Genomic DNA, 12,440 nt, shown 5'->3' with positions numbered 1-12,440 from the left:
CCTCACGCCCTGTGATCATCTGATCACTAGACTGTCGGGTGATGGGCACCTCGAACGGCGCGGACGGTCCGGCCCCGGCCACGAGGCGGGGCGGCCGCACGGCCCCTCTCTCGTGGCCGGCCGTGATCCTGTGGCTCGTCGGGATCACGGCGGTCCTCGCGGTGACCGGCGTCATCCTCAGCAGGGAGACGGGCCTCGCGCCGTTCCTGGTCTTCCTGCCCACCCTGATCGCCGGACGGGGCACGGCCCGGCAGACCGCGGTCGCCGCCGGGTGGACGACCCTGGTCATCGCCGGCTCCCTGATCCGCAGCCCGCTGGAGACAGCGGCGGCCAACGCGAGCGTGCTGGTCTTCGCCGTCGCGCTGAACGGCCTGAGCGTCGCCCAGGCCGTCCAGCGCGTCCGCAACGAGGGGGAGATCACCCGGCTGCGGTCCGCGGCCGCCGCGCTGCAACGCCAGGTCCTGCGCCCCTTTCCCCTGGTCACCCACGAGTTGCTCGTGCACGGCCTGTACGAACCCCTGGAGGAGGACAGCCAGGTCGGCGGCGACATCTACGAGGTCGTGGCGACCCCGTACGGCAGCCGGGTGCTCATCGGCGACGTCCAGGGCAAGGGGCTGCCGGCCATCAGCACGGCCTTCGCCGTGCTCAACTCCTTCCGCGAGGCGGCCCTGGCGCAGCCCACCCTCACCGCCGTCGTGGACGCCCTGGAGAGCTCGGTGCAGCACCACAACGCGTTCGCCGCCCAGGCGGGCGAGGCGGAGCGCTTCGTCACCGCCCTCGTCCTGGACATCGGCTCCGACACGAAGATCCAGGCGATCGACTGCGGACACGTCCCGCCCTACCTCCTGGAGCACGGCCGCGCCGGCCAGGTCCCTTTGGGCGAGGCGTCCGTCCCGCTCGGGCTGGCGCCGCTCGCCCCCGAATCACGCACCGTCACATTGGTCGACTTCCCCTACGGCTCCACCCTCCTCCTGTGCACCGACGGGGTCACCGAGGCCCGCGGCCCGTCCGGCGCCTTCTTCCCCTTGGCCGAGCGCGTGGCCGCGTGGAGCGACCTCCCGCCCGAGGACATGGCCCCGGCCATCAGCCGCGAACTGCAGGAACACACCCGAGGCAGCCAGAGCGACGACACGGCCGTCCTGATCCTCCGCCGCAACCCCCGCTAGGGAAGAGCACTCATCGGCCGTCCGGGGCGCCTGCCCTGGACCGAATAGAGCGCATATGAGCGAGCTCGGAAGCCGGGGTGGGCGAGCAGTTCGCGCACGTCGGACAGCTGCCTTTCGGTCATTCCCGCACGGATGAACTTGTCGCGCAGGTGCCGGGTGTGGTGGGCGACCAACTGGAGGCCAGGTGAGTCGGCGTTCCACACGTCGGAGCGGCGGTGGGAGGTGACGCCGGTCAGTCCTGCTCGGCTCATCGCGTCGGACGCCTTGCGTCCCCAGGCGATGTCGACCTCCTCACCGGCCATGATCTGCGCCTTCGCGTCCATGAACGTCCGGTAGAGCCGGTGCGCGGCGGGATCGGGCACCCGCAGGGCGGGCGCGTCGGTGGCGTCGAACTCGTCCACCTGGAGCACGCCGCCCGGTTTGAGGGCCCGGACGAGCCGGTCCAGCACGGCGAGGCGTCCGGGCAGCAGCCGCAGCACCAGGCGGACATGCACGAGATCGAACTCTCCCTCGGGAAGCGGGTCGCGGACGATGTCGTGCCGGACGACGTCCAGACCCGCGACCGCCGGGCCCCGGACGGGCCTGATGTCGGTGGCCACGACCCGACCCGCCGGGGCGACGCGCCGGGCCAGCCATGCCGCGATGCCGCCGTCGCCCGCGCCGACCTCCAGGCACTGCCAGCCCGGTCCGAGGCCGGTCCGGGCGAGGCGTCCGGTGGTGAAGGGGTCGAAGGCCAGGCCCAGGAGGCGGTGCTGCTCGGCGTTGTGGTCGTCGTGTCCGCCGAAGACGGGCGGGGGCCGGAGCCCGGACGTCGCGCTCACCTGCGGCTCCTCACATCCAGGCGTTCGGGCGCAGCGCCGGACGCTCGGTGTCGGCGGTGTCGGCGGTGTCGGGGGCGTCCGCGGGGACGGCGGCCTCGGCGGCGATGCGGGTCAGCGCGGAGACGTCGACCTTCCCGGTCGGGCCGAGCGGGAGTTCGGGCAGCATCAGGAAGCGTTCGGGCAGCCCGCGCTTGTCCAGGCCGCGGTCGAGCAGGTAGGCGATCAGGGCGGCCGGGGTGGGCGGCAGGGCGCCGGGGCGCGGTGCCAGGCAGGCGCACATCCGCTCGCCGAGGTCGCGGTCGCTCACCGGGACGCAGTGCACGTCGGCGATGTCGGGGTGGCCGATGAGCGCGCGCTCCGCCTCGGCCGGGGATATCCCGATGCCGCCGCGGATGACGACGCGCTTGAGCCGGTCGAGCACCCACAGCGCGCCGTCGCCGTCCAGCCGGCCGAGGTCGCCGGTGCGCACCCAGCCGCCGGGGGCGCGGTACCGGGCGTCCAGTTCCGGGGCCGCGACGTAGCACAGCGGGGTCATCGGCCCGAGCGCCCAGATCTCCCCCGCCCGCCCGGCCGGCAGGGACCGGCCCTCCGGGTCGCGGATGCTGATCCGCGCCACGTCGGGGTCGGGGACGCCGGCCAGCCCGGGTTCCCAGCGGTCCGGGTCGTGGCCGGTGTGGCAGTTGACCCCGTCGCTGGAGCCGTAGATGTTGACCGGAGGCATGCCGAACCGGCGGACGCAGGCGTCCCGGACGTGCCGGTGCACCGGCCCCGCGCTGGAGATGACGGCGGCGAGCGACGACACGTCCGCGCCGGCCTCGCATTCGGCCATGCGCCACAGCATCGTGGGCACGGCGAACAGATGGTCGGGGCGGTGCCGCTCGACGGCTTCGAGCGCGGCGGCGGCGTCGAAGCGCGGCAGCAGCACCAGCGTGCCGCCGTGGCGCGCGACGATCACGGAGGTCGCCAGCGATCCGTACGACGACGCGAGGGAGACCAGCACGAGGGCGCGCATGGGGCCGGGCCCGCGTTTCAGGGCGGCCACGTAGTTGCCGCGCCCGCCTCCCATGGCGTTGTGGGAGTAGGCCACCATCTTCGGTTCCGACTCCGAACCCGAGGAGACCAGGATGCGCGCCGGCGCCTCGGGGTCGATGGCTTCAGGCCGCCAGGCCCGGACGTCGCCGTCGCCGGCCTCGTCGAGGGAGTGGACGCCGTCCGCCGGCGGCGTGCCCGGCGTCCACACTTGCAGGTCGTCCGGGCCGCCGGCCGTTGCGACCCGGTCGGGGGCGGTGATGAGCGCGGCGGCTCGGGACCTGGCGAGCAGGCGGGCGACGTCGCGCCGCCCGTGCGTGTGGGGGATCGGCAGGGCCGCGGCGCCGATCGCCGCGATCGCCAGTTCGGCGACGACGGCGTCGCGTCCGTTGGGCAGCAGGACGGCGATGATGTCGGCCGGTCCGCGGCCCGCCGCCCGCAACGCGGCGGCCGCCCGGCGGACGCGGCCGTCCAGCCCGGCGTAGTCGAGGACGCCCGCGCCGTCGATGACGGCGGCGCGCTCGGGCGCGGCCAGGACGTGGTCGCGGAACAGCGCGTAGAGGTCCCGGCCGGGGCAGAGCCCGGCGGCGGTCCACGCCGCGCGCGTCTCGGCGGGGACACGGTCGACCAGCGTGACGCCGTTGGCAGATCTCCAGGTTGAAGCGGCAGCGGATGTCATAGGGCCTCTCTTCATGGGTGGGAGGGCTGCGGAGTGAAGGTCCACGGGCTGCGGCTGTAGGCCGCCTCGCCGTCGGTCTCGAAGAGCGCCTCGTAGGCCGGGTCGGCGGCCATCACCGCGAGGTCTGTGACCACGGGCGCGGTCGGCGCGGTGTCCGCGGCCGGGCGGTCGGCGTGCGCGTCCCGCAGGAGGCGGGCGGCGTCGACCAGCCCGGTCTCGACGCGGACGCCGGTGCCGGTGCGGGCGCGGGCGAGCAGGCCCGCGATGGTCCCTTCGGCGCTGATGAGCGCGCCGAGGACGTCCGTGACGGTCATCAGCGTCGGCGCCGGGGGCCGTCCGCGCTCCGCCAGCAGTGCCGCGACTCCCGTGTACGCCTGGACGAGGTAGTCGGTGCCCATGGGCTGGGGCGCCGGGTGCACCTCGGCCCAGCCACCGGCATGCGCGTAGACGAGGCCGGGCCGGACGGCGGCCAGGTCACCGGCGTCCAACTCGAACAGGTTCGCGCGGCCGGGCGGCCAGTTCTGCAGGAAGACGTCCGACGAGGCGACGAGGCCGAGCGCCGTCTCGCGTCCCGCACGGGTCTTCAGATCGGCCTCGACCGCGCCCTTGCCCCGGTTCAGCGCGAGGAAGCGGACGGAGCAGTCGCCCGCCAGCGGCGGCACGCCGCGCATCGGGTCACCGCCCGGCGGCTCCAGGCGGACGACCTCGGCGCCGAGCAGCCCGAGCAGATGCCCGGCGAGCGGCCCCTGGATCCGGTTGGTGGCCTCGGCGACGCGCACACCGCCGAGAGGAGCGTGACCGCCTGCGGGACGGTGCTCCGGTATCCAGCCGCCCGGTCCGGCGGTCGGACGCAGCCGCCATGGGGACGTGAGCGGCGGCAGCGGCCACCCGGCGTCCTCGTTCACCTCCACGATGCTGACGCCGACGGCGTGGGCGGCGGCGCGGACGTCCTGGTAGGGAAGCGACTCGGCCGCTTCCCGCAACGCGGGTGGAAGGACGCAGGTCGCGGTGGCGAACCGCTGCTGGAAGGGCGGCCAGCCCGCGACGATCGCGGGACGTCCGGCGCCGAGCGCCGTCCAGAAGGCCAGCCAGTTCTCGGCCGCGAACGTCTCGATCTCGAACCGGACGCCGTCGGCCGACCGGAACGGCGGCGTCCGCTCGGCGGCCTCGGGCGGACACCGTCCGGCGCCGGGCTCCGACGTGGCGACGGCGACGTACTGGTTGAGCGCCAACGCGGCGGCCTGGGCGACGGACGTCTCCGCGCGGACGGAGGGCCCGCCGCGCAGCACCGCCAGCATCCCGGCGGCGAGAGCCTTGACCGCCAGGACCCCGGCGCACACCGAGGCGAAGTCGACCGGCAGCGCACGCGGCGCGCCGGCGGCGCGCCCGTGGACGTGCATGATGCCGCAGGCGGCCTGCACATCGCGCTCCCCCTCCATGGGCACCTTCACCGGCCCGGACCAGCCGATGCGGCACTCGGGCAACGCCCGCTCCCCGGACACGAAGGGCGCGCGGACGACGCCCAGCCATCCCGCCGGCGCATCCGGCGGCGCCTCGCGAGCGGTCTCGACCAGGCAGCCGAGCGCGCGCAACCGGGCGGCGGCGACGCGGACCGCACGGGAGTCGCCGAGCGCTCGCACGACCGTCCCGTCCAGGGGCCGGGCCGCGAGGGCTTCCAGGGCCCGGGGCGCGGCCGTCCTCATGTCCATTTCCCCGTCCCGTGGGTCTCGGGCGGCAGGCCCAAGTGCTCGCGCAGGGCCGCCCGCCGCACCTTGCCGGTCGCCGTGCGCGGCATCTGCTCCCAGGTCACGAGGACGGGTTCGGCGAGGTCCGGCAGGTCGGCGACCGCGCCGCGCCACTCGTCCGGGTCGAGGCGGCCGTCGTCGACGACGAGCACGGGCTGCGCGGGACGGCCGGGGACGCTCAGGACGACGCACTCGACGACGCCGGGCAGCCGGTCCTCGATGACGTCCTCGACCTCGACGCAGCTGGCCCTGGGCAGGGAGTCGGCCTCCCGGTCCAGCAGGAGCAGGCGCCCGCTCCGGGTGAGGACGCCGAGGTCGCCGGTGATGAACCACTGCCCCGCGCGCTTGCGCAGATAGCGTTCGTGCTCGGCGACGTAGTCCAGGCACAACGCCCTGGTGCTGCACGCCAGCAGGCCCACGGTGCCGCGCGGGACGGGGCGCAGCGTGTAGCGGTCGATGACGCGCAGCCGCGTGCGGCCGGGGACGGGACGGCCGAGGTCGCGGGTGGTCGGATGCCGCTCGCGCTCGGGGCGCATCGCGCGCCGGGTGAGGAACCGGAAGGTCAGCGGCCCCGTCTCGCTCTGCCCCCACCCCTGCAGCCAGACCGGGCGCGGATGCCGGGTGGCGCCGAGGAACGTCCGGACGGCCGGCGGGTGCACCGCGTCGAACGTGCTGACATAGAGGCGGACGCGGTCGAACGCCCCCGACCGCGCGTGCGAGCGCCAGCGCGCGAACGTCGAGGGCTGCGCCTCCATGATCGTCGGCCGGTGCCCGGCCAGCAGCGGGCGCGCCTCGTCCCAGTCGGCGGACGTGATCACCAGCATCTTCGCGGGGCCGAGGGCCGCGACGGCGGCCGTCCAGGCGAGCGCGCGCCCGTGCGCGAAGGAGAAGGCGGCGGCCGCCACGTCGTCCGGACGGCTCGCGAGCACGGGCCACCGGTGGGCCTCGAAGTCGGCGAGGCGCCGCAGCAGCGTGCGGGTGGAGTGCACGACGAGTTTCGGCACCCCGGTGGTGCCCGAGGTGTGCAGGATGACGAGGGGGTCATCGGCGGGCGGACGCCAGGGCGCGGGCGCGGGATGGCCGCGCACGTCGTCGAGCGACAGCACACCGGGCCCGGCGGCCTCCCCGCCCAGCACGAGCGTCGGGACGGCCGCCGAGGCCGCCGCCGACCGGGCCGCGTCCACGACCAGCAACGCCGGATCGAGCCGTTTGAGCAGAACGTCCAGGACGTCCGGCTCCAGGTGGGCCGACAGCGGCGCGGGCACCGCGCCCACGCGGGCGGCCGCGCAGCACAGCAGCACCATGTCCCAGTGGTCGCGCTTGCTGATGGCGACGCGGTCGCCGGGTTTCACGCCCGCTGCGGCGAGCCATCCGGCGGCGTCCCGCACGAGCCCGGCCAGGGCGGGCAGGTCCAGGACGGTGCCGCGGTCTGGGGCGATGTCCAGCGGGCGGCTGAGGTGCACGACGGTGGAGTGACCGCGGCCGGCCACGTCCTCGAACAGCGTGCCCAGCTCGATGCGCTTTCCGAAGAAGGCCATCCGGTCACCTCGTCTCTTCGCCGGCGGGGACGGCCGCGCGCCGCGCGCACCCCGACAGGTGGGCGCGGACGCGCTCGGCGGCCAGATCGGCCGAGGTGACCGCGCCCTCGCTGCACGGGCGCAGCGGCACCCAGTCGCCCGCGTACTCGACCGCCGCGACGGGCCGGTCGGCGAAGGCGCCGCGCAGCCGCAGCGCGCGCGGCGTCGCCTCGGGCAGCCCGTGCCGGAACCGGTGCACCCGGACCTGGGACGGGCCGGCGGCGTCCAGGCCGGGGACGAAGCGCCCGGCGCGGGCGATCAGCCGCTCCGCGACCGTCCGGTCCGGTGCGTCGAAGAGCTCGCGGCAGCCGCGCGGCGATGGGATGAGCGAGATCAGCGCGCGCCCGCGCGGCGCCCGCCCGGGATGCTTGCGGTGGTCGCGGGTGACGACGTTCAGCAGCGGGTCGGCGGCGGCGGGGACGAGCGTGGCGAAGCTCGCCCGCGCCGGCTCCGGCAGCGCGTCCAGGACGAGGCTGACCCGCAGCATGGGGGTGTACCCGCACTCGGCGAGGAACAGCCGCGCGGCGGGCCGGGGCTCGTCGTACAGGCCGGCCGCGACCGGGGCCGGGACGGCGAGCACCACCGCCCGCGCGGTGACGGTGCCGCGCGGCGACTCCACCCGGACGGCGTCGCCGTCGACCGCCACGCGGGTGACGGGGTGGTCGGTGGTGACGTCCAGGCGGTCGGCGAGGGCGCGGGCCAGGGTGTCCATGCCGTCGCGGTAGGTGTGCCAGGTGTGGGAGCCGCCGGACGCGGCCAGGTGCGCCGCGAACGGGGCGGCGGCCGAACGTGCGGGATCCCAGCCGAAGAACCCGCCGACCAGTGGATGGACGAGGTAGTCGTAGACGTCCGGGTGGTAGGGACGGACCAGGTCGGCCACGGTCTCCTCGGCGATGCCCGCCCGTTCGGGACGGTCGGGGTCGAGGCCGCCGAGCCGCCCCCGCAACCGCATCAGGTCGGCGCGGGCGCGCAGGCTCAGGCCCGCCCCGGTCAGCAGGCCCAGCGGACGGCCGGCGTTCGGGCGGGCCCTGCCGTCCCGCCACACGGCCAGCGCGTCGCGGACGCTCGGCACGGCGGCGGGGTCGCGGTCCAGCCCGAGGTCGGCGATGAGCTTCCAGGTCGCCGGGTAGCCGGCGCGGCCGGGGAACATCTCCGCGCCGGTGTCGATCAGGCAGCCGTGCTCGCGGACGGTCCGCATCCGCCCGCCGACCGCTCCGGCGGCCTCCAAGACCCGGACCGTACGTCCCTGCCCGGCCAGCGCGTACGCGGTGGCGAGCCCGGCCGGCCCTGCGCCGACCACGGCGACGTCCAGCGGCGCGTTCACGCCGTCGCCCCGGCCGCGAGAGCGGCCGCCACCAGCAGGACCACCGTCACGCGGTGGGCGTGGATGGCGATCCGGCGGGCCCGCAGGATGTCGCCGCGGAAGCCGATCACCAGGTGGGCGAGCCGCATGGCGACGAGCGGCAGCATCACCGGGGCGAACCACCACGGCGCGATCCCGGTCAGCGGCGCGGCGGCGATGAGCGCGATCTGGGCGGCCGTCAGGACGGCGATGAACAGGCGGTGCGCCGGGGCGGAGACCATCGTGGCGACGGTGATGCGCCCGGCCGCCCGGTCGCCGCCGGCGTCGTTGGTGTTGGAGTACAGCCCGAACAGCATCGGCCCGGCCCCGAACAGCACCGCCGCCACGAGGGCGAACCCGGTCGTCCCGCCGGTCAGCAGCGCGTACGGCACCAGCGTCCAGCCGATGCCGAGGCCGATGAGGAAGAGCTCCTGGAACCCCCGGTAGCTGATCTTCAGCCCCCACGAGTACTGGACGGACGCGGCCACGCAGACCGTTGCCAGCACGACCGCCCACAGGGGGCGGTGCGGGGCCGCCGCGACGACGGCCGCCCACAGCGCCGACCCGGCCGCGGTGGCCGTCCAGGAGAAGCGCAGCGCCTGTGCCTCGGTGAGCGTCCCCGCGACGAGGGGTTTGCGGGCCAGCCGCCGCCGCGCCGCGTCGGAGCCGTAGTTGGCCGCGTCGCTGCCGTCGCGGTGGCCGGTGATGTCGTCGAAGCCGACCATGGCGGCCACGACGACGACCTCGGCGACCAGCGTCAGCGCGAGCAGGCCGAACGTCCGCGGTTCCCAGCGCGCGGCGGGCGCCAGCAGCGCCCACACGACCGCGAGCCCGAGGTAGTAGTCGTAGATGTCGAGTTTGGCGAGGCGTGCGTAGGCGGCGAGGGTGCCGTGCCCGGACACGCCCGGCACGCGGACAGCGGTCTGGTGGCTCATGCCTGGCCCCCGTGGGTGTCGGCGAACGCGCACACGGTGTCGGCGATGTGCTCGACCTGCGCGTCGGTCAGGTTCGGGTAGAGCGGCAGCGAGATGTTGCGGCGGGCGGCGTCCTCCGCGTTCGGCCAGGACGCGCCGGGCCGCGCGCAGGGGGCGAACGCCGGCTGGGCGGGCAGCGGGCGCGGGTAGTACACGTGGGCGGCGATGCCGTGTTCGGCCAGGTGGGCGCGCAACGCGTCCCGCCGCTCGGTGAGGACGGTGTAGACGTAGTGGAACCGGCCGTCCCCGCCCTCCGGCGGCACCACGAGACCCCGGTCGGCCAGCGGCGCGAGGCGCCGGGTGTAGTGCGCGAAGATCTCCGCGCGGCGGGCGAGGCGGGCGTCGAGGCCCGGCAGCCGGTGCAGTTGGAAGGCGGCCATCACCTCGTCGAAGCGGCTGTTGTGGCCGATCCGGTGGTGGACGAACCGGTGGACGCCGTCCTGCCCGTGGTTGCGGAGCATCCGCACGTCCCTGGCGAGGGCGGCGTCGTCGGTGACGACCACGCCGCCCTCGCCGGGCATGCCGAAGGTCTTGACCTGGACGAACGAGTAGAGGCCCGCGTCCCCCCAGCGGCCCGCGGGCCGGCCCCGCAGCGTCCCGCCCTGGGCGAGCGCGGAGTCCTCGATCAGGCGGAGGCCGCGGCGGTCGGCCAGCGCGCGGAAGGCGGGCATGTCCGCCATCACCGAGAACATGTGGGCGGCCACCAGCGCCTTGGTGCGCGGGGTGATCAGCGCCTCGGCGGCGGCCGGATCGATGGTCAGCCGCACCGGGTCGATGTCGGCGAACACCGGGCGGGCGCCGGCGTCCAGGACGGTCGCGGCCGGCGGCGGGCAGCCGAACGCGGGCACGATGACCTCGTCGCCCGGCCCGACGCCCATCGCCGCGAGGATCAGGGCCAGGGCGGACGTCCCGCTCGAACAGGCGACGGTCTCGCGCGCGCCGATGCGGTCCGCCAGCTCCCGCTCCAGGCGGGCGGTCCGCTCGCCGAGGATGAACGTCTGCTCGGGTGCGGTGCCGATGGCGCGCACGGTCTCCAGGAGCGCCTCCCGGTCGTCCTCGAACAGCTCGGGAGAGAAGAACGGGATGGTCGCGATGGGCGGGGCGGTCATCGCGTCCTCCCGGTGGAGAAGCGCTCGATCTCGTCGCAGACGCGGTCGGCGTGCGCGTCGGGCAGGTCGGGATACAGCGGGAGCGCGATGGCGGCGGCGCAGGCGGCCTCCGCGCGCGGGAAGTCGCCGGGCCGGTGGCCGAGGTGCGCGAAGCACGGCTGCAGGTGCAGCGGGACCGGGTAGTAGACCTCCGTGCCGATGCCGCGCGCGGACAGGTGCGCGGCCAGGGCGTCCCGGTCGTCGACCTGGAGCAGGTAGACGTAGACGACGCGGTTGCTGCCGGCGAGCGGCGGGCGCGCTCCCGGGACGCTCCGGACACCGGGGAGGCCGCGCAGCCGGGCGTCGTAGCGGGCGGCCAGGTCCGCGCGCCGGGCGATGCCCGCGTCGAGGGTCGCGAGCTTGGCCAGCAGGACGGCCGCCTGGACGTCGTCCATCTTGCTGTTGCGCCCCGGCAGCACCGTCGTGTTGGAGATGCCGGGGAAGTTGTCGATCGTGCGGCCGCCGCGCCCGTGGTGGCGGAGCATCCGGGCCGTCTCGGCGACGGACGCGTCACCGGTCAGCACCGCCCCGCCGTCGCCGATGCCGCCGAGCGTCTTGGCGGGGAAGAACGACAGGACCCCGCCGGCGCCGAGCAGCCCGGCGTGGACGCCGTCCATGCGCATGCCGATGGCCTCGGCGCTGTCCTCGACGAGGGTCAGGCCGCGGCGCCGCGCGATGTCCGCGAGTCCGCGCAGGTCGGCCATGCGGTCGAACAGGTGGACCGGCATGATCATCGTGGTGCGCGGGGTGACCGCCGCCTCCACCGAACCGGGATCGACGCCGTGGCCGTCCTCCTCGATGTCGGCGAAGACCGGGACTCCCCCGGCGAGCGCCACGGCGCTGGCCGTCGCGATGAACGAGTAGGCGGGGACGATCACCTCGTCGCCCGGCCGCAGCCCGGCGGCGCGCAGCAGCAGGATCAGCGCGTCCGTGCCGGAGTTGACCGCCACCACGTGGCGGGCTCCGGTCCAGGCGGCGAGCCGGTCCTCCAGTTGCGCGACCTTCGCGCCGTGCGAGAACTTCCCGTTGTCCAGGACGTCGGCGATGTGCCCGCTGATCTCACTCCAATTCTCCTCGAAACTCTCTGCCTGGCTGAAGAACGGAATAGGGGGCGCGGCGGCCGGCGCCGCCGCGGACGGCGTTTTCTGCACTGTTTCCCTTCGCGCTGTGCGGCCTTTCCGGCCGGTGCGAATGGACGACCGGCGCGAATGGACGGCCGGTGCGAATAGACGACGACGGGAACCGTCCGGGGAAGGCCGGGAGGCCCATGGAGCGGTGCCCACGGAACTTCCCCGGACGGCGTTCCTGGCGGACGGCCCGGTCAGCGACCGAGCAGCGGGATGTCGTTCCGGCCGAGGTGGTAGTCGCGGACCGCGTTGACCAGTTCGGCGACCGACAGCTTGCCGCTGCCGTCGGTGTCGAGGTCGCGGAAGGCGCGGTCGGCGACCTCGCCCTCCAGGCCGATCGCGGCGAACCATGCGTGCATCTCCGACGGGGAGATCTCGCCGTCGCCGCTGCGGTCCAGGACGCCGACGATCGCCTCGATGGTCGGCCGCACGACCGCGCCGAAGCCCGCGTCGCCCTTGCCGATGATCTCCTGCTCGGCGGCCGCCAGGAACTGGTTGCGGGACAGCCGGTCGGCGCCGGCGGCCGCGGACAGCTTGTCGAACATGCCGAGGTAGGCCTGCCGGAGCTGGTCCGCCTTCGGGGTGCCCTGCGCGCCGAGCCGGGCGATGATCTCGTCCGCCTCGCGGGCGAAGTCCTCCCGCTCGATGACGCCGTTGCCGTTGCGGTCCCAGAGCCGGAACCGCTCTTCCAGGCGGTTGGACTGGGTGGTGGCCATGACCATGTGCATTTCCTCCTGCCATTCGGGGCTGATGCACTACGTATTTTTCCGGCCGCTGCCCGCCTTGAACGTGCAATTAAGGTAAGGCTTGGATATCTCCCGAACGAAGGCCG

The 12,440-nt window shown here is 75.1% G+C and carries 10 protein-coding genes; 1 reads left to right on the top strand and 9 read right to left on the bottom strand.

All coding sequences use genetic code 11. The annotated features are described in order from the left end of the window. Nucleotides 1–41 precede the first annotated feature (41 nt). Nucleotides 42–1,166: a PP2C family protein-serine/threonine phosphatase gene (locus ABFX46_RS13480; RefSeq protein ID WP_346042290.1), complete on the top strand. Its 1,125-nt coding sequence runs from the start codon at nt 42–44 to the stop codon at nt 1,164–1,166. Here the strand turns inward: ABFX46_RS13480 and ABFX46_RS13475 are convergent. From ABFX46_RS13475 to ABFX46_RS13435, 9 genes are all read right to left on the bottom strand, one after another. Further along, complete coding sequence (locus tag ABFX46_RS13475; RefSeq protein WP_346042288.1) at nt 1,163–1,987, bottom strand: class I SAM-dependent methyltransferase; 825 nt, start codon at nt 1,985–1,987, stop codon at nt 1,163–1,165. The two genes, ABFX46_RS13480 and ABFX46_RS13475, sit on opposite strands and share 4 nt — an antisense overlap. Nucleotides 1,988–1,997: 10 nt before the next feature. Continuing rightward, a complete protein-coding gene (locus ABFX46_RS13470; protein ID WP_346042287.1) occupies nt 1,998–3,695 on the bottom strand; it encodes a class I adenylate-forming enzyme family protein in 1,698 nt (565 codons plus the stop codon). Nucleotides 3,696–3,706: 11 nt separating this feature from the next. Next, complete coding sequence (locus ABFX46_RS13465; RefSeq protein WP_346042286.1) at nt 3,707–5,398, bottom strand: CoA transferase; 1,692 nt, start codon at nt 5,396–5,398, stop codon at nt 3,707–3,709. Beyond that, nucleotides 5,395–6,978 (bottom strand): class I adenylate-forming enzyme family protein, encoded by a 1,584-nt coding sequence (locus tag ABFX46_RS13460; protein ID WP_346042284.1) that lies wholly within the window; start codon nt 6,976–6,978, stop codon nt 5,395–5,397. Before ABFX46_RS13460 ends, ABFX46_RS13465 begins: the two co-directional genes overlap by 4 nt. A 4-nt stretch (nt 6,979–6,982) precedes the next feature. Then, entirely contained in the window at nt 6,983–8,341 is a 1,359-nt protein-coding gene (locus ABFX46_RS13455) for a protoporphyrinogen/coproporphyrinogen oxidase (RefSeq protein WP_346042282.1), read from the bottom strand. Next, nucleotides 8,338–9,294: a UbiA family prenyltransferase gene (locus ABFX46_RS13450; RefSeq protein ID WP_346042281.1), complete on the bottom strand. Its 957-nt coding sequence runs from the start codon at nt 9,292–9,294 to the stop codon at nt 8,338–8,340. The genes ABFX46_RS13455 and ABFX46_RS13450 overlap by 4 nt, the downstream gene beginning before the upstream one ends. Then, on the bottom strand, nt 9,291–10,442 hold the full coding sequence (locus ABFX46_RS13445) for a DegT/DnrJ/EryC1/StrS family aminotransferase (RefSeq protein ID WP_346042279.1): 1,152 nt from the start codon (nt 10,440–10,442) through the stop codon (nt 9,291–9,293). Before ABFX46_RS13445 ends, ABFX46_RS13450 begins: the two co-directional genes overlap by 4 nt. Then, nucleotides 10,439–11,632 (bottom strand): DegT/DnrJ/EryC1/StrS family aminotransferase, encoded by a 1,194-nt coding sequence (locus ABFX46_RS13440; RefSeq protein WP_346042278.1) that lies wholly within the window; start codon nt 11,630–11,632, stop codon nt 10,439–10,441. The genes ABFX46_RS13445 and ABFX46_RS13440 overlap by 4 nt, the downstream gene beginning before the upstream one ends. A 170-nt stretch (nt 11,633–11,802) precedes the next feature. Further along, complete coding sequence (locus ABFX46_RS13435; protein WP_346042276.1) at nt 11,803–12,330, bottom strand: EF-hand domain-containing protein; 528 nt, start codon at nt 12,328–12,330, stop codon at nt 11,803–11,805. Nucleotides 12,331–12,440 lie beyond the last annotated feature (110 nt).

The sequence above is a fragment of the Actinomadura chokoriensis genome, from assembly GCF_039529475.1.
Lineage (GTDB): Bacteria > Actinomycetota > Actinomycetes > Streptosporangiales > Streptosporangiaceae > Spirillospora > Spirillospora bangladeshensis.
This window is presented reverse-complemented; position numbering and strand designations above follow the sequence as displayed.